Source organism: Bacillus sp. CPT56D-587-MTF (assembly GCF_058792335.1).
In genome coordinates this window covers 215,827-233,447 of record NZ_JBYTEF010000001.1, presented here as the reverse complement: position 1 = coordinate 233,447, position 17,621 = coordinate 215,827, and the positions used below count along the sequence as shown (strand labels likewise).

At 35.4% G+C, this 17,621-nt stretch carries 14 protein-coding genes and 2 pseudogenes; 7 read left to right on the top strand and 9 right to left on the bottom strand.

Features of this window, described 5'->3' with window-relative positions; translation table 11 throughout:
- Positions 1–47: 47 nt before the first annotated feature.
- On the top strand, positions 48–779 hold the full coding sequence (locus AC3WVZ_RS01155) for a class I SAM-dependent DNA methyltransferase (protein ID WP_233935897.1): 732 nt from the start codon (positions 48–50) through the stop codon (positions 777–779).
- 28 nt (positions 780–807) lie between these two features.
- On the opposite strand, the gene AC3WVZ_RS01150 is transcribed toward AC3WVZ_RS01155, so the two are convergent.
- The 3 genes from AC3WVZ_RS01150 to AC3WVZ_RS01140 are packed head-to-tail and all read right to left on the bottom strand — an operon-like array spanning position 808 to position 3,623.
- Positions 808–1,629 (bottom strand): ABC transporter ATP-binding protein, encoded by an 822-nt coding sequence (locus tag AC3WVZ_RS01150; RefSeq protein WP_001167962.1) that lies wholly within the window; start codon positions 1,627–1,629, stop codon positions 808–810.
- A gap of 12 nt (positions 1,630–1,641) precedes the next feature.
- A complete protein-coding gene (locus AC3WVZ_RS01145) occupies positions 1,642–2,622 on the bottom strand; it encodes a FecCD family ABC transporter permease (RefSeq protein WP_233935895.1) in 981 nt (326 codons plus the stop codon).
- The gene (locus tag AC3WVZ_RS01140) at positions 2,619–3,623 is read right to left on the bottom strand and encodes a FecCD family ABC transporter permease (RefSeq protein ID WP_233935893.1); all 1,005 of its coding nucleotides are present in this window, start codon (positions 3,621–3,623) and stop codon (positions 2,619–2,621) included. Before AC3WVZ_RS01140 ends, AC3WVZ_RS01145 begins: the two co-directional genes overlap by 4 nt.
- A 172-nt stretch (positions 3,624–3,795) precedes the next feature.
- Between AC3WVZ_RS01140 and AC3WVZ_RS01135 the strand changes: the two are divergent.
- The 4 genes and pseudogenes from AC3WVZ_RS01135 to AC3WVZ_RS01120 all read left to right on the top strand — a co-directional run.
- Positions 3,796–3,897, top strand: a pseudogene (locus AC3WVZ_RS01135) (iron siderophore-binding protein); the annotation flags it as partial.
- Between the two features lie 101 nt (positions 3,898–3,998).
- The gene (tnpC, locus tag AC3WVZ_RS01130) at positions 3,999–5,402 is read left to right on the top strand and encodes an IS66 family transposase (RefSeq protein ID WP_233935200.1); all 1,404 of its coding nucleotides are present in this window, start codon (positions 3,999–4,001) and stop codon (positions 5,400–5,402) included.
- Positions 5,403–5,456: 54 nt separating this feature from the next.
- Entirely contained in the window at positions 5,457–6,395 is a 939-nt protein-coding gene (locus AC3WVZ_RS01125) for an ABC transporter substrate-binding protein (RefSeq protein WP_233935891.1), read from the top strand.
- A gap of 380 nt (positions 6,396–6,775) precedes the next feature.
- Positions 6,776–8,125, top strand: coding sequence for a peptide MFS transporter (locus AC3WVZ_RS01120; protein WP_233935889.1), 1,350 nt, complete (start codon positions 6,776–6,778; stop codon positions 8,123–8,125).
- A gap of 128 nt (positions 8,126–8,253) precedes the next feature.
- Here the strand turns inward: AC3WVZ_RS01120 and AC3WVZ_RS01115 are convergent.
- From AC3WVZ_RS01115 to AC3WVZ_RS01105, 3 genes and pseudogenes are all read right to left on the bottom strand, one after another.
- A pseudogene (locus tag AC3WVZ_RS01115) lies at positions 8,254–9,623 on the bottom strand (IS1182-like element ISBth7 family transposase); the annotation flags it as partial.
- A gap of 135 nt (positions 9,624–9,758) precedes the next feature.
- Entirely contained in the window at positions 9,759–9,938 is a 180-nt protein-coding gene (locus AC3WVZ_RS01110) for an acid-soluble spore protein H (RefSeq protein WP_000382679.1), read from the bottom strand.
- Positions 9,939–10,129: 191 nt separating this feature from the next.
- Positions 10,130–10,417, bottom strand: coding sequence for an ArsR/SmtB family transcription factor (locus AC3WVZ_RS01105; RefSeq protein WP_000081428.1), 288 nt, complete (start codon positions 10,415–10,417; stop codon positions 10,130–10,132).
- Positions 10,418–11,239: 822 nt separating this feature from the next.
- Here AC3WVZ_RS01105 and AC3WVZ_RS01100 point away from each other — a divergent pair.
- Positions 11,240–12,859 carry an L-lactate permease gene (locus AC3WVZ_RS01100; protein ID WP_017673740.1) on the top strand — a complete coding sequence of 540 codons (1,620 nt, stop codon included), beginning with the start codon at positions 11,240–11,242 and terminating at the stop codon, positions 12,857–12,859.
- A gap of 39 nt (positions 12,860–12,898) precedes the next feature.
- Here the strand turns inward: AC3WVZ_RS01100 and aspA are convergent, their stop codons facing one another.
- The 3 genes from aspA to gloA2 form a co-directional block, all read right to left on the bottom strand.
- Entirely contained in the window at positions 12,899–14,332 is a 1,434-nt protein-coding gene (aspA, locus tag AC3WVZ_RS01095; protein ID WP_000562156.1) for an aspartate ammonia-lyase, read from the bottom strand.
- A 71-nt stretch (positions 14,333–14,403) separates the two neighbouring features.
- Complete coding sequence (locus AC3WVZ_RS01090) at positions 14,404–15,804, bottom strand: hemolysin family protein (RefSeq protein ID WP_233935887.1); 1,401 nt, start codon at positions 15,802–15,804, stop codon at positions 14,404–14,406.
- A gap of 87 nt (positions 15,805–15,891) precedes the next feature.
- Positions 15,892–16,299, bottom strand: coding sequence for an SMU1112c/YaeR family gloxylase I-like metalloprotein (gene gloA2, locus AC3WVZ_RS01085; protein ID WP_233935885.1), 408 nt, complete (start codon positions 16,297–16,299; stop codon positions 15,892–15,894).
- Positions 16,300–16,390: 91 nt separating this feature from the next.
- Between gloA2 and AC3WVZ_RS01080 the strand changes: the two genes are divergently transcribed.
- On the top strand, positions 16,391–17,569 hold the full coding sequence (locus tag AC3WVZ_RS01080; RefSeq protein ID WP_000668866.1) for a NupC/NupG family nucleoside CNT transporter: 1,179 nt from the start codon (positions 16,391–16,393) through the stop codon (positions 17,567–17,569).
- Positions 17,570–17,621: the final 52 nt, after the last annotated feature.

Genomic DNA, 17,621 nt, shown 5'->3' with positions numbered 1-17,621 from the left:
TTTTCATATTTGATAGAATTAAAAAAATATTTCGGGAGGTTTCAAACATGGCATTTACAGAATCTGATGTATACAATAACACAGCATTTTTCGAACAATATATGAAACGAAGATACCGAGAAAATAGCCCAAATGAATCCATTGAAAAACCAGTATTCTTTCAGCTCATTGGTCATGTGCAAGGAAAACAAATTCTCGATTTAGGCTGTGGTGATGCTAAGTTTGGCGCGGAATTATTAGAGAAGGGATGCTACTCTTACACCGGCATTGAAGGCTCCGAACTTATGTATGAAAAAGCTAAAAAACAACTAGAAAATAAAAATGGATCTGTTCATTTTTTAAACCTCAAAGATTATACCTACCCCTCTTCCACTTTTGATTTAGTAACATCTAGACTCGCCTTACATTATATTGAACATCTTGATACTATTTTTAAAAATGTATTTCAAACTTTAAAAACAAATGGCACCTTTACCTTTAGCGTTCAACATCCCGTTATTACTTCTTCATTTGAAAGCTTACAAACAAGTGGTAAAAGAACGAGTTGGCTCGTCGATGATTATTTTAAACTAGGCAAACGGGTTGAACCATGGATTGAGCAAGAAGTTATTAAATATCATCGTACAACAGAAGAGTATTTCACATTATTACAGCAAGCCGGATTTACCATTACATCATTAAAAGAAGCTACACCAAATCCAACCTATTTTCAAGATGAAGAAGAGTATAAACGTCGCTTACGTATTCCTCTCGTCCTCTTATTTTCTTGTACCAAATAAAAAAAACGATGAATCACTCATCGTTTTTTTATCTCATTGCCTGAGCAACTTCTTTAACTACACGTCTTCCTCTTCCGTGAGGGATACAAAGCGGTGTTCCAAACAACGGATCCGTACTAATTTGACACTCCATTCGGAATACATCACGTACTAGTTTCTCATCTACCACTTCTTCAGGTTTACCTTGTGCATATATTTGTTTATCTTGAATTGCTACAATGTTATCTGCATAGCGGCATGCTAAATTCAGATCATGTAATACCATAACAATTGTTCTTTGTTCTGTTTCATTTAATTCGAATAATAAATCTAGCACTTCAATTTGGTGAGTCATATCTAAGTATGTAGTTGGCTCATCCAGTAAAATGATATCTGTATCTTGTGCAAGTGTCATTGCGATCCAAGCACGTTGACGCTGCCCACCTGAAAGAGCATGCACATCACGCTCAGCAAATTCTGTCATACCTGTTGCTGCAAGTGCCTTCTGTACCATTTCCTCATCTTTTTCTGACCACTGTTTCAGCCATGTTTGATATGGATAGCGTCCTTGTTTTACAAGTTGCAATACTGTAAGCCCTTCTGGTGCTTGCGGTCCTTGCGGTAAAATTGCCATTTGACGAGCAATTTGCTTCGTTTGCATACTTTGAATAGCTTGATTATCTAACAAAATGTCACCAGTTGTTGGCTTTAATAATCTAGCTAGTGAACGTAATAAAGTTGATTTCCCGCAACCGTTGGAACCGATAAAGATTGTAATTTCACCTTTTGGAATTTCTAAATTCAACTCATCAATAATAATTGTTTCACCATAAGACAACGTCAAGCGTTTCGTCTCCAATGCTTTTTGCATATTCATCTCCCTTTATGAATTCCGACTTTTATAAAGTAAATAAATAAAATAAGGTGCACCAATTGCTGATGTAAATACCCCTGCTGGAATTTCAAGTGGTGTGAAAATTGTACGCCCTATTAAATCTGCAGCAAGTACTAGAATTGCACCGACAAATCCAATCCCTCCGGCGAAGGCAACTGCTCCCCCAATTAAAGCCGTACTAAGTAATAACATGAATACGCGTGACTTCGTTAAAGGAACACCAAGTCCTACCGCAATATCATCCCCTAGCTCTTGCGCATTTAAATGTCTAGCAGCTATAAATGATATTACCGTTAAAATGAGAACCCACGGTGCAAGTACCATAACATTTTGCCAAGAAGAGCCATAAACGGTACCCGTAATCCATACATTCGCTTGGCTCGCTTGATAAATTGGTGCTAACAACATAAATAATGTTGTTGCCGCCTTCGTTAATGCCCAAAATCCAACACCAATTAAAACGAGAATAATTGGTGATAATCCATCATTTTTCCATGCAAATAAGTATACAAAAACCGCTACAATCGTTGCTCCTGCAAAAGCTGCTAACGGCATATAATGAATGCTTACAGTTAGCGCATTATTTTTATCACTAAATAGCGCTAAAAATAATACAACTGCAACACTTGCCCCGCCCGTAATCCCGATGATATCAGGAGAAGCAAGTGGATTTCGAACGAGCCCTTGTAAAATACAGCCCGCTACTGCAAGCGCAATTCCTACGAGGATAGCAATTAAAATACGTGGCATACGAAACTTATTTACAACCATATTTGACATCGCATCGCCATTTCCAGTAATTGCTTGCCATACGTCATAAGGAGCAATTTTCATGTCCCCCATACCTGCGCTCGCAAAGAATAATCCTACTAAAACAACTAGTAAACTTAACAAGACGAGACAAGCTCGTTTATACATTAAAAACGAGAGCTCACCTTTTCCTATACGAAACGGAATATATTTCTTCATTTGCTAAGCCCTCTCTTACGTGCAATATAAATAAAGAATGGAGCTCCAATAAATGCTGTCATAACTCCTACTGGTACTTCTTGTGGCATAATGACATATCTTGCTGCTATATCAGCCAATATTAGTAGTATTGCACCTAACAATCCGCCATAAGGCACTCTCCATCTGTGGTCAACTCCAACAAGAAATCTCGCAAAATGCGGAGTAATAATTCCAATAAATCCAATTGGGCCAGCAACCGCAACTGAACCACCAGACAACAGTACAATAATAAGTAACACGAATGATTTCATTAAAATTGTTCGTTGTCCAAGTCCTTTCGCGACGTCTTCTCCCATCATCAATGTATTTACTTTCCCTGCCATCATAAGAGATGCAATCCATCCTATTAATAAATATGGGAATACAGATTGTAAAATTTCTAACTTTCTCCCTTGCACAGATCCAGCAAGCCAAAATAATACCTCTTCAAGTGCTTTTTCATTTAACACAAGTAATCCTTGTGTTAATGATGAAAATAATGCACTAATTGCGACCCCTGCTAACGTTAACTTAAGAGGAGTAGTCCCTTCTTTTCCTAAAGAACTAGAAGCAAATACAAGTACAGCTGCAACCGCCGCTCCTAAAAAGGCAATCCATGTGAAAGCTGATAATGATGTTACTGAAAAGATTACAATTGCTACAACTATAAAGAACGCAGCACCTGAATTTAATCCAATAAAATCTGGAGAAGCAAGTGGATTCTTAGTTAAAGTTTGCATAAGACAACCAGCAATGGCTAAACTAGCACCAACACTAGCTGCAATTAACGCCCTAGGCAGACGTACATTTTGAATAATAATATGTTCATTGGAACCGTTAAAATGGAAAAAAGCATCCAATGCTAGTTTCCAACTCGTATTTGTATATCCGAAAATAATACTTCCCCAAATACAAATAACGACTGCAATGATTCCAACAAATAATCCAATCCATTTTGCTCGATTTATTTTTAATAACATGCAGCGTTTCCCCTTCAATGTATAATGATACGTTGTTAGTGTATTTCAACTTAATTCTCATTGTCAACGGAAATGAGAATTATTTTCACCCATATGTATTGACAATCAAAAGATAAAGGCTTAATATCATGCTTGCTATTGAAAAATATTCTCAACATATAGGGGGTACATAATGAATTTCATGCGGAAGAAATCGTTTACAGTATTTGTATTTTTACTAGCATTTTCAATGCTTTTAAGCGCTTGTGGAAAATCAAATAACAAAGAAGAATCGTAACTACTCAGCCACCTTTCGGTGTCTTTTTTAAATTTTACTAGTTTCATATGCCTCCCATTTGTAAATACTGAGTATATCAAACAGGGGAGGTGAATCTTATGGTCGATCGAAAAATTATTTTAGATACATATAAAAAAGGACCTGAAGCTGTTATTTCTTTATTTGAAGAAACATTTTCTAAGTTAGAAAAACGTATACAAGAACTAGAAAATGCTTCAAAAAAAAACTCCAAAAATAGTCATAAGCCACCTTCTACAGATGGTTTGGGTAAGCCCGTTACAAAAAGTTTGCGCAAACCGTCTCATCGTCAAACGGGTGGCCAGTTGGGCCACAAGGGACATACTCTTGGTTTGACAGCGACTCCAGATCATACGATTACACATTCTCCTACATATTGTACTTGTTGTCATACTTCCTTGAACCACGAGCCTGTAAAAGGGTATCGCATTCGCCAAGTGTATGACTTACCACCTATTCAGATCGAAGTGACAGAACATAAAGTAGAACAGAAAGAATGCCCACATTGCCATTCTATCCAAGAAGCCCAATTTCCTTCGACAGTATCTCGTCCTGTTCAATATGGTCCAAATATAAAAAGACTGATTCCCTATTTAACGCATTATCAATGCATTTCTTTGAAGCGAACAAAAGAATTCTTTCAGGATTGTTTTGGACATTCTATAAGCGAAGGAACCCTGGTAAATCATACACAGGCTTTCGCTTCTCAATTGCAGCCATTCATAAAAGAAGTAAAGGAAAAGATTCTGCAGTCTCCTGTTGTCCATTTTGATGAAACTGGTATGCGTGTAGAAAACAAAACACAATGGTTACATACTGCCAGTACACCGGAGGTGACATTGCAACATATTCATCAAAAACGTGGAAAAGAAGCAATGGATGCTGGAGAAATCTTGCCATCTTTTTCTGGAATTGCGATGCATGATGGTTGGAAATCGTATGATGCGTATACAGATTGTCGTCACGTTTTATGTAATGCCCATCTCTTACGAGATTTACAAGGAATTATAGATAGTACTGGAGAACAATGGGCACAACAGATGCAGAAATTTCTAACGCAAGCGTTGACGATGAAAAAGCAATCCGAAGGTACCATGCCAAAAGCGACGCAAAAGAATCTGTTTATTATGTATCAATCCATATTGAAAGAACAACAGATTCTTTCCACGAAACAAAAGAAGAAAGGAAAGCAGACGCCTTCTCAAAATTTATGGAATCGCTTCGTCAAGTATTCTGACAGAATTCTAGGGTTTTTAGAACATCCAGCCATTCCATTTGATAACAATCAAGCAGAACGGGATATTCGGATGACGAAAGTAAAACAGAAAGTGTCTGGGACTTTCCGAAGTAAGAAAGGCGCAGAATCTTTTTGTCAGATACGAAGCTTTATGAGTACCATGAAAAAACAAAAACAATCGGTCTTACAAGCGATAAACCAAGTCATAGAAACTAGAACGGTTCCTTGGAATAACACGACTTCATAAGAGAATTTCTCTATTTGGCATAGATTCTTTCTCTGATTGGAGTATTTTCTTTTCATGTTTTCGAATCGGAAACATGTATTTGGCCTGTTTTTTTATTTGAAGAAGCTGAGTAGTTACGAAGAATCTACAAAAGAAGATAATAAAAAAGAAGTGGTTACTGTAGAACATGCAATGGGTAAAACAGAAGTTCCTGCTAATCCAAAACGTGTAGTTATCTTAACAAATGAAGGAACTGAAGCTTTACTTGAATTAGGTGTGAAACCAGTTGGTGCTGTAAAGTCTTGGACTGGTGACCCATGGTATCCACATATTAAGGATAAAATGAAAGATGTAAAAGTTGTTGGTGATGAAGGACAAGTTAACGTTGAAACAATCGCTTCTTTAAAACCAGACTTAATTATCGGTAACAAAATGCGCCACGAAAAAGTGTACGAACAATTAAAAGCAATTGCACCTACTGTGTTCTCAGAAACATTACGTGGTGAATGGAAAGATAACTTCAAATTTTATGCAAAAGCATTAAATAAAGAAAAAGAAGGTCAAAAAGTTGTAGCTGATTACGAATCACGTATGAAAGATTTAAAAGGCAAACTTGGCGATAAAGTAAATCAAGAAATCTCTATGGTTCGTTTCATGCCTGGTGATGTTCGTATTTATCATGGCGATACATTCTCTGGTGTTATTTTAAAAGAACTTGGATTTAAACGTCCTGGAGATCAAAACAAAGATGATTTTGCAGAGCGTAACGTATCTAAAGAGCGTATTTCTGCTATGGATGGTGACGTATTATTCTACTTCACATTCGATAAAGGAAATGAGAAAAAAGGATCTGAACTAGAAAAAGAATATATAAACGATCCTCTATTTAAAAATTTAAATGCCGTAAAGAATGGTAAAGCATACAAAGTCGACGATGTTATTTGGAATACAGCTGGCGGTGTAATTGCTGCTAACCTATTACTAGATGACATCGAAAAGCGCTTTGTTAAATAATACACCTCTAGTCAGCACCCTCCTATGGTGCTGGCTATTTTCTATTTCACTGAAGTGTCACATTATTTCATTTTGTATTTTTATTCCCAATATGTTATATTATAAAAGTAAATAGAATATATTTTCTCTATATCAGAATAAATATTTTAATCTAAATTTTCTGATTAATCACTATTTTATTTTCTTTTAGAATTCAATTATTACATTTGAAAACGCTTATCATCTCGTTTTCAGGGCAAAATACAGTAACGGTCGAAGAAAAATAGAACTTTTTTAGAAATTTTCTTTCTATTTCCATATAATTCTATTGACTTCTAAATATTTTGTAAATTAAAATGATTACATAAATATCCGTTATACAGGATTAGGGGGAAACAAAAATGGATGCAGCTTTAAAATTAGACAAAGCTGGAGAGCAACAATCACCAAAAAAACATCCACCAGGGTTATACTTGTTGTTCTTTACAGAGGCATGGGAAAGATTTAGTTATTACGGAATGCGTGGCTTATTAGTTCTTTATTTAACAACGAGCTTAGTAAGCGGCGGTTTAGGATTTGATAAAGCAGTTGCAGTTCAAATTTACGGTATTTTCACAATGTTAGTATACTTCACACCTATTATTGGTGGTTGGTTAACTGACCATTTCATTACGAAGCGACATGCCATTACTATTGGTGGTATCATCATGGCAATTGGTAACTTTGTATTATTCTCAATGAACACAAAAACTGGACTTTTCTTAGGATTAGGATTATTGGTTATTGGTAACGGATTCTTCAAACCAAATATTTCGACTTTATTAGGTCAATTATATAGCGAAAATGATTCTCGTCGTGATAGTGCCTTCACTATCTTCTACATGGGGATTAACTTAGGAGCTCTTATCGCTCCATTCATTTGCGGTTACTTTGCAGATTATAGATACGGTTTCTTAACAGCTTGTATCGGTATGATTATTGGGCAGCTTACCTTTAATTTCTTAGCACCTCGTTACTTAGGGTCTATCGGAACAACTGTTGTAGGTAAACAATCTAAAGAAAAAAATGCAAAAGCAATTGAGAAAAAACCTTTAACAACACAAGAGAAAAAACGTACTGCTGCAATTTTAATTTTAACTTGTTTCGTAGTATTCTTCTGGGCAGGATTTGAGCAAGCTGGTAGTTCTTTAACACTTTACACAGATAAGTTCGTCGATCGTACAATTGGTGGATTTACAATTCCAACACCTTGGTTCCAATCTGTAAACCCACTATTCATTATCTTACTAGCATTACCTGTTTCTGCGTTATGGATTAAGCTTTCAAAAACAAAAAATGGCGATTTGAAAATCCCAACAAAAATGGCATTAGGCATGATTTTACTAGGGATTGGATATTTAGTTCTAACTTTAGCTGTTTTAAAAACTGGTAGCGATGAAGGTAACATTACAATGAAAGCAAACTTACTATTCATTGTATTCACTTACATGTTCCACACAATCGGTGAGTTATTCTTATCACCAATCGGATTATCTATGGTAAGTGCAATTGCTCCTGTTAAATTAGCATCATTATTAATGGGTGTATGGTTAGCTGGTACTGGCTTCGCAAACTTATTAGCAGGACAATTAGCTGCTTTCACTCAATCTTTAGGATATTTAGAAGTATTCGCAAGTATCGGTATTATCGTAATTGTACTGGGATTAGTACTTCTTATGTTCTCTAAGAAAATTGCACATATGATGGAATAACAAAAAGACGCTTCTCAATTGAGAAGCGTCTTTTTTCAGAGTGTTGGGAAACCCTTTAGGGTTCCCAACACTCTGGAATCTTTTTTGATTTTAGCGAATAAAAACAACATAAAATAATAGAATTTTAAAAAATAGCCCTCCACCTGACCCTTTTTGGTCAGGTGGAGGGCTATTTTTTTCATGTTTTGACAAGCTGCGGTGAGATAAGCTTGCATTTGGACAGACTTCAGCCCTCGAAACCGGGCATAGCGGTAGCCATGTAGTTCTTTGGCGTCTGCAAAGCTTCGCTCTATAGTGGAACAGCGTACTTTATACAACCTTTTCCCTGTAGCTGTTAGCTTGTTTTTTCTAGCAATATCCTTATATTTCTCCCACACATGATGAGTGATAACTTTTTGTTTTTGTTTCTTTGAAAAGCACACCTCACGTAACGGACAAACAGCGCAGTCTTCTGGATTCGATTTGTATTGACGGTATCCTTCACGATCAGTTGTTACATATTCTAGAATACATCCCATCGGACAAGCGAAAACATTCATTTCTTCTACATATTTAAATTGGCTTTTCGGTACTTCTTTATTCCGTTTTCCAAATCGGCGATACCCCATCACCATAAATATATTCCGTTCTGATAGTTTCTTACAGATATATCCTGTAAAATAGCCAGCATCAAGGGCAACAGCTTCTACTTTGAAGTCGAATTTATCAATCTGAGCTTGGAGGCGTGCTAAATACGGCTCGGAATCTGCCATATTTCCAGCCGTTACATAGGTATCTGTAATAATATTGTACTTCGCATCAGTCGTACGATGATCCAAGAAATGAAAACCATTTGGTTTTCCATCTCTCATTAAAAATCCACTATCTGGATCCGTTGTACTTATACGAGTTTTTTTGGTAGGGGTATCACTTTCCTTTCTAGGTTTTAATTCTTTTTTCCATGTACCTCACGATCTTCGATTACCGCAGCTTCTAGCTCGTCTATATAAAACTTTGCTTTTTCTTTTTTATATTTATGTACAAATTTATTTTTATTGGCATTGGCCTTAATATGTGTAGAATCTGTCATCAGTGCACGTCCTCCTACCATCCGGTGCTCCGTCGCTTGTCTCACAATCTCATCAAAAATTTCTTCGAAAATATTTGTATGAATAAAACGAGTACGACGATTCCAACTGATTGTAGAGTGATCCGGAATAGTATCCGATAGAGAAAACCCTAAAAACCAACGGTAGGCAATATTCGTTTTAATTTCCTTTTCCAATTGACGCTCAGAACGAATACCGTAAAAATATCCAATAAACATCATCTTAAATAAAACAATAGGATGAATGGACGGGCGTCCATTGTTTTCACAGTAATAAGGGCGTAACTTCTCTTCAATAAAATCAAAACTAATTGTCGCTTCAATTGCACGAAGGAAATGATCTTGTGGAACCAACTCTTCTACAGAAACAGATACACGCTCATCACGATGATTTTTTAAAGCACCCATCATAAAAAATCTCTCCTTTTCCTCTTTTTTATCAGTGTTGACACATAAAAAGAGGTTCAGACACAAAAACAGGCTGTGGAGAAGACTTTCTCCACAGCCTGCAAAAAGACGCTTCTCAATTGAGAAGCGTCTTTTTTATTATTTCTCCTCTAAAGCTGTCACGTCCACATGAACGCTCTCACCAGGATTAGATACATCATACACTTGAGCACTCCCCTTCTGCTCATCACAGCTCTCAATCCATACTGGTACGCCCTCATATGTAACGTCAATTCTACTTGAAGAAGATAAAATTTGTTTCACACGTTTCACATCCATACTACTATCCCTCCTTTTGCTTACTACACTCCTTTCTATTTTTTCTTTTCCTTTTAGAATATATTCCGTAAGGCAGCATGTTGATTGATAGTCATTTCTTCCTCACATGCTAATATTTACTCTCTCACTACCTTTCTGACAAATAAAAAAAGACGTATATTCCATACGTCTTTTTCCATAATATTCAAATTTTAAGAAAATAATGTTTTTACTACCGCACTTACTTTATCATTATGGATTTGATAATACACTTCTAATCCTCGTCTTTCAAAGCGCACTACTTTATTTTGCTTTAACTTCGTTAAATGTTGTGAAACCGTTGATTGCGGAATTTCTAATACTTCCTGTAGTTGTGTTACATTACATGTTCCTCTTTGCATAAGTTCCATTACTAGACGTAGACGAAGTGGGTGAGCTAACGCTCTTAACATTTGTACATCTTCTTCTGAAATACGACATTCGAATTGATTTTGGCTCATAAAGTTCCCCTCATTTTCGTTTTTATTTGCGTTTTTATGTTCTTTTTATTTATTTATATATCTGTTCTTATATTTCCTGTTACGACATAACTTTATCAACCTATAAAGCCGAAAAATTTTTCCATCTTTATCAGCAAAAATTCAGGAAAAAATCCTTGCTGATTTTGAATATTATACTATATGATATAACGAAAAAGCAAAATAATGGCCTACGAATACTTTGCTTGCAAACGTTGTTTTATCAAGCTTTTTGTTATATTTTCACCTCATTGAAACGTACAGTAACGGTATTGTAAAATACCGTCTATAATTGATAACCTATCGTAATGTAGTTGAACTATAATTAACCTCTTTGTTACGCTAAAAGGAATTTTCAGTAAAAAGAGATGATGTGATATTAAAAGTTTGTTTCTAATTTTTTATTCGTATTGCAAGCGGTTGGACTGTTGTGCAAAACTTCCTATTTTAATCCACTCACCAATCCTCCCTCACACTAGATCAAATAGGACAGATAGGTGCATATATTAAAATTTATACTCGATATAAAAGACGGCATCTAATATACACTTATAGGAAACACGCCATCTGAATAAGCAAAATAATATGCAAATAGTTTATACAGCACACTTAAATTCATTTGAGTGTGTTTTTTGTCTACTTTATGAACAAAGCTTTTCTTTTAACACTATTATGGAATAATTATACTTTTTTACGTTGACAATAGTGTTGAAGGAGAATATACTAAGCATGTAAGTTGATTGTGAATAGTTTCACAAATAATGTGAATTTCTTCACATATAATAGATAGGAGTTGTCATTATTATGAGCACTTGGACACAAATTTATGACCCATTAAACAATATTTGGTTATCTGCACTAATCGCAGCACTTCCAATCTTTTGTTTCATCATTTGTTTAATGGGATTCAAAATGAAAAGTTACATGGCTGGTCTTTATAGTGTGATTGTCGCTATTATCCTTGCAATATTTGTTTATAAAATGCCAGCAACAGTAGCTGTAGCATCTGCTGGATTCGGTGTTTTATCTGGATTTTATCCAATTTGTACTATCGTTATCGCCGCAATTTTCCTTTACAAATTAACTGTTAAAACAGAGCAATTCAATATTATTCGCGATAGTATTTCAAGCATTACAAATGATCAACGTTTACAAGTATTATTAATCGCTTATTCTTTCGGTGCTTTCTTAGAAGGTGCAGCTGGTCTAGGGGTTCCAGTTGCTATTACAGCCGCACTACTTGTAGGTATGGGCTTTAATCCATTAAAAGCAGCAGGTATTTGTTTAGTAGCTAATATTGCTGGTGGTGCTATGGGTGCTATGGGTATTCCAGTTACAGTGCCAGCACAATTAACTCAACTTGACGCATTAACTATTGGTCGTCAAACTGTTCTTATTTTACCTTTCATTAGTATTATTTTACCTTTCTTACTTGTTTCAATGGTCGATGGAATTAAAGGTATTAAAGAAACTTGGCAAGGTATTCTTGTAAGTGGTGTTTCTTTCGCTATTACTCAATTCGCTGTGACTTACTTCTTAGGTGCAGAACTTACTAATATTTTCGCAGCAGTTGTAAGTATGATTGCTCTTGCATTATTCTTACGTGTTTGGCAACCAAAATCTTCTACTAAAGAAGAAAAACAAGAAACTAAAGCATCACATACATTCAATCAAATTTTATACGCTTGGTCTCCATTCGTATTCTTAACTGCATTTGTAACAATCTTTAACTTAAAACCGATTAAAGCTTTATTTGCTCCAGATGGTGCGTTAGCAAACTTAGTATTTAACATTCAGTTCCCTGGTCTTCATAATGCTGTTATGAAAACTACACCAATTACAAAAGCTGATACACCTTTCGCAGCTGTTTTCAAATTTGATGTATTCTCTTCTACAACTACTGCGATTGTACTAGCAATTATCGTTTCACTTATCGTTTACCGCGTAAAAGGTAAAATGGTTAAAGAATTAATGATTGAAACAATGAAAGAATTAAAAGCTCCAGTATATACAATTTGTAGCGTTATCGCTTTAGCTTACGTAGAAAACTACTCTGGTATGTCATCTACACTTGGACTTGCATTCTCTTCTACTGGTAATGCATTCCCAGTTCTTTCTCCAATCTTAGGATGGATTGGCGTATTCATTACAGGTTCAGTAGTTTCAAGTGGTTCTTTATTCGCACCACTTCAAGCAGTAACAGCAGACCAGTTAAACATCGTTCCTTCTACACTCGTTGCCTTAAACGTAGTAGGTGGTACAATGGCAAAAATGGTTTCACCACAATCTGTAGCAGTTGCTTGTGCCGCAGTTGGACTAGTTGGTAAAGAATCTGCTCTATTTAAGACAGCAATGAAATACAGTTTAATCTTCTTAGCTGTTATTAGCTTACTTCAATTAAACGCTGTATTTAATATCTTTTAAAAATAAAACACCGATCCAAGTGGATCGGTGTTTTTCACATTACATTTTTTTATTTTTTAATAAAGAAGCTCCAGCAATTTCAGGGTGAGTCATTTCGAATGGATCTAAAATAATATCCAATTCCTCTTCTGTCAGTACACCATGTTCTAAACATAACTCCCTAACAGATTTCCCTGTTTCAATTGCTTCACGTGCAATACGAGATGCTACTTCATAACCAATATGAGGATTAACTGCTGTAATAATTCCAACACTTTTCTCAACATATTGCTTCAGCAATTCTTCATTTGCCGTAATTCCTTCAATACAATATTCACGGAATACACGGAATCCATTATTCATAATACTAATAGATTGAATTAAATTAAATACAAGCACAGGCTCCATTACGTTTAACTCTAATTGTCCTGCTTCTGATGCTAAGCAAATTGTATGATCGTTTCCGATTACTTGGAATGCGACTTGGTTAATCACTTCTGCCATAACTGGATTTACTTTTCCTGGCATAATCGATGAACCTGGCTGACGTGCTGGCAATTGAATTTCAGCTAACCCAACACGTGGGCCAGACGCCATAATACGAAGATCGTTTGCAATTTTAGACATGTTCATCATACATACTTTAAGTGCTGCAGATACCTCTGTGTATGCATCTGTATTTTGCGTTGCATCAACTAAATGCTCTGCACCAACAAGTGGGAATCCACTAAACGTTCTTAAATGTTTTACCACTTGTTCAATATACATAGGATTTGCATTTAATCCTGTACCAACAGCTGTCGCGCCCATATTCACTTCATATAAATGTTGACGAGACTGTTTAATTCTTTTTATATCACGCGCAAGCACTCGGCTATACGCTTCAAATTCTTGTCCAAGGCGAATTGGAACTGCATCTTGTAAATGTGTGCGTCCCATTTTAATAACATGATCAAACTCTTTTGCTTTTTTACGAAAAGCAGAATGAAGTTCTTCCATTGTAATAAGAAGCTTTTCTAACATCATAAGAGTTGCAATATGAATCCCTGTTGGAAACGCATCGTTCGTTGATTGGGCCATGTTCACATGAGTGTTTGGGCTAATTTTCGCATACGCCCCTTTTTCATATCCCATACGTTCTAACGCTCTATTCGCAATTACTTCATTTGTATTCATATTAATAGAAGTTCCGGCTCCACCTTGAATAGGGTCCACGATAAATTGATCATGAAACTTTCCATCAACAATTTCTTGCGCTGCTTCTGCAATTTCATGTCCAATGTCTTTAGCTAAGTAACCAGTATCTATATTCGCAAGCGCCGCCGCTTTTTTCACAATTGCCATTGCTGTAATGAGTGATGGATGAATGCGATATCCTGTAATTGGGAAGTTTTCTACGGCACGTAATGTTTGTACACCATAATAAGCTACACTTGGTACTTCTTTTTCACCTAAAAAATCTTTTTCTATACGTATATCCTTCGTTGCTATCATTTTTATCACCTATACTTTTTCATTCTAAATCCTTATCCAAAAAATCCGCCCTCTAAAAACACGAGTATCATTCAGAAGAATTTTTCAGTATCCACCTTCACTATATAGCACCTTTTTTGAAAGCGCAAACATTTATTTTTCTGTATATCCTTTTTATTAAAGTTTATAGAAAACCATTCTTCTACTTTCCTTATTTCCACTCGTTTAATTTGATGCATATCCTTTTCAAGGACTTTAAAATAAAAACCGTGTTTCTCAATAATATCTCCTTCAGCAACGATTTGTTTTTGTACCATAATCCAGCCACCAATTGTATCTACATCATCAGCAATTAAATGTATGCCAAGCAAATCATTTACTTCACTAATAAGCACTTTTCCCTCTACGATTTTATAACCTTCACTTATATGCTCTATAGGAGGATTCTCATCTTCATCGTATTCATCTCGAATTTCTCCAACAATTTCTTCTAAAATATCTTCTAGTGTAACAATCCCAGCTGTACCACCATATTCATCATACAATACAGCTAATGGAATGTGTTTTCTTTGCATTTGTAATAGTAAATCATGAATTGGAATATTTTCTAGCACTTCAATAACTGGCCTTGTATATGGCATAATTGAGCACTCTTCATCCCGATTACCATCCATATAACGAATAAATAAATCTTTTACATTAACCATCCCAATAATTTCATCTTTATCTTCACCAAATACAGGATATCTCGTATACTTTTCTTGCGCGATTACTTTAATATGTGTTTCAAATGGTTCGCCCTCATATAAGCCTACAACTTCCGTACGAGGTACCATAATTTCTTTTGCTACTCTATTATCAAATTCAAAAATATTATTTACATATTTAAATTCCCTTTGGTTAATCTCTCCGCTCTCATAGCTCTCAGATAAGATTAACCTTAATTCTTCTTCTGAATGAGCTACTTCATGTTCAGAAGCTGGATGTAATCCGAATAAACCAGTTACAACCCTCGCTGAACCATTCAAAGCCCAAATAAACGGATACATAACTCGGTAAAAATAAATAAGTGGTTTCGATAACAATAAGCTAACTTGTTCTGCTTTTTGTATAGCAAATGTCTTTGGAGCAAGTTCCCCAATGACAACATGTAAAAATGTAATTACTGCAAAGGCAATAATAAATGAAACTGTACTGGAAATTGCAGGTGAGAATTTTAATTTTAAAAACAACGGCTCGAGTAAATGTTTAATGGTTGGTTCCCCTAACCACCCAAGCCCTAAAGCAGTAATTGTAATACCTAGCTGACAGGCCGATAAATATTCATCTAAATTTGAAGTTACCTTTTTAGCTGCCAGTGCACCTCGTCTTTTTTCGCTAACGAGTTGATCAATACGACTGCTACGTACCTTAATAATTGCAAATTCAACAGCCACAAAAAATGCTGTTAACCCAATAAGAATGACTACCATCAATAATTTTAAAATATCCACATATGCTCTTTAGCTTTCTTAGCTAAAGTTACACCTCCTTTTAAAAAGAAGTTTCACTTTAGTTTCTTCAATTATTGGAAAGCAACTCTATATAAAATCCACCAATTTTCCAACCTCATACAATTCTAAAGGTAAACCATCAGGGTCTTGGAAAAAGACGAATTTCTTCCCCGTTATTTCATCAATACGGATCGGTTCCGTCTCAACACCACATTGGTTTAAATGCTTCACAGCTTCTTCTATATTTGTAACAGCAAATGCTAAATGTCTAAGACCGGCTGCTTCTGGAAAACTTTTACGCTCAGGCGGATTTGGAAATGAAAATAATTCGATTTGATACTCTTCTCCTACACATAAATCTAATTTATAAGAATCTCGTTCCTTTCTATATACTTCATTTATCTCTTTAAACCCTAATATCCTAGTATAAAAATCCTTTGACGTCTCATAATTCGAACAAATAATTGCAACGTGATGCACTCTACATATATTCATGCTCTCTCTATTCCTTTCTTTACCAAAGATGCATATTCTCCCTTGAAATGAAAAACATATATAGCAGAATATCTCTTTTAGGGGGCTTACCATGAAATTCATTACTTTTTTCGTCGGACTAATTGTTGTTTTCTTGCTCGCTTATATTGCTAGCAATAATAAGAAGCATATTAAATTTAAACCAATTTTTATCATGCTTATTATACAGTTAATTTTAACCTATTTACTATTAAATACAGAAATCGGCCTCATACTTATTAGAATCATTTCCAGTTTGTTTACCAAGCTACTCGAGTATGCTGCTGATGGAATAAATTTCGTATTTGGTGGTCTTGCAAATAAAGGTGAAATGCCATTTTTCCTTACTGTATTATTACCAATCGTCTTTATTTCTGTTTTAATTGGTATATTACAACATTTCAAAATATTACCATTTTTTATTCGTTGGATCGGGTACTTTCTTAGTAAAATAAATGGTCTTGGTAAATTAGAATCTTACAACGCTATCGCCTCTGCCATTGTCGGCCAATCAGAAGTTTTTATTACAGTGAAAAAACAATTAGCTCAAATTCCAAAACACCGTCTTTATACACTTTGTGCCTCTGCTATGTCAACCGTATCTATGTCTATCGTAGGTGCCTATATGACAATGATTGAACCTAAATATGTAGTAACTGCACTCGTTCTCAATTTATTTAGCGGTTTTATTATCATACTCATCATTAACCCTTACGACGTTAAAGATGACGAAGATATTTTAGAAATCAAAGGTGAAAAACAAAGCTTTTTTGAAATGCTTGGAGAATACATTCTTGATGGTTTTCGTGTAGCCATTGTTGTCGGCGCTATGCTCATCGGATTCGTCGCATTAATTAGTTGTATTAATGACCTGTTCCTCATTATATTCGGTATTACGTTCCAACAATTAATCGGCTATGTATTTGCACCTATCGCATTCCTTATCGGTGTACCCAGTTCTGAAATTGTCGCGGCTGGCAGCATTATGGCAACGAAGCTTGTAACGAATGAATTTGTCGCAATGATGGACCTTAGTAAAATTTCTAATAGCCTTTCTCCCCGTACAGTTGGTATTATTTCTGTTTTCCTTGTATCTTTTGCCAATTTTTCTTCCATTGGTATTATTTCAGGTGCGGTAAAAGGACTAAACGAAGAACAAGGAAACGTTGTTGCGAGGTTTGGCCTTAAATTACTATATGGAGCTACTCTCGTTAGTATTTTATCTGCAATTATCGTAAGCATTATGTTGTAATTAGGTAAAATTTTATCATTTTCTTATCCCTATCTTTTGTATACAATAACGA

Excerpts from the sequence above, each read along its gene's own strand:
- AC3WVZ_RS01155 (WP_233935897.1), top strand. The coding sequence starts at position 48 with ATGGCATTTACAGAATCTGATGTATACAATAACACAGCATTTTTCGAA.
- AC3WVZ_RS01150 (WP_001167962.1), bottom strand. The coding sequence starts at position 1,629 with ATGCAAAAAGCATTGGAGACGAAACGCTTGACGTTGTCTTATGGTGAA.
- AC3WVZ_RS01145 (WP_233935895.1), bottom strand. The coding sequence starts at position 2,622 with ATGAAGAAATATATTCCGTTTCGTATAGGAAAAGGTGAGCTCTCGTTT.
- AC3WVZ_RS01140 (WP_233935893.1), bottom strand. The coding sequence starts at position 3,623 with ATGTTATTAAAAATAAATCGAGCAAAATGGATTGGATTATTTGTTGGA.
- tnpC (WP_233935200.1), top strand. The coding sequence starts at position 3,999 with ATGGTCGATCGAAAAATTATTTTAGATACATATAAAAAAGGACCTGAA.
- AC3WVZ_RS01125 (WP_233935891.1), top strand. The coding sequence starts at position 5,457 with ATGTTTTCGAATCGGAAACATGTATTTGGCCTGTTTTTTTATTTGAAG.
- AC3WVZ_RS01120 (WP_233935889.1), top strand. The coding sequence starts at position 6,776 with ATGGATGCAGCTTTAAAATTAGACAAAGCTGGAGAGCAACAATCACCA.
- AC3WVZ_RS01110 (WP_000382679.1), bottom strand. The coding sequence starts at position 9,938 with ATGGATGTGAAACGTGTGAAACAAATTTTATCTTCTTCAAGTAGAATT.
- AC3WVZ_RS01105 (WP_000081428.1), bottom strand. The coding sequence starts at position 10,417 with ATGAGCCAAAATCAATTCGAATGTCGTATTTCAGAAGAAGATGTACAA.
- AC3WVZ_RS01100 (WP_017673740.1), top strand. The coding sequence starts at position 11,240 with ATGAGCACTTGGACACAAATTTATGACCCATTAAACAATATTTGGTTA.
- aspA (WP_000562156.1), bottom strand. The coding sequence starts at position 14,332 with ATGATAGCAACGAAGGATATACGTATAGAAAAAGATTTTTTAGGTGAA.
- gloA2 (WP_233935885.1), bottom strand. The coding sequence starts at position 16,299 with ATGAATATATGTAGAGTGCATCACGTTGCAATTATTTGTTCGAATTAT.
- AC3WVZ_RS01080 (WP_000668866.1), top strand. The coding sequence starts at position 16,391 with ATGAAATTCATTACTTTTTTCGTCGGACTAATTGTTGTTTTCTTGCTC.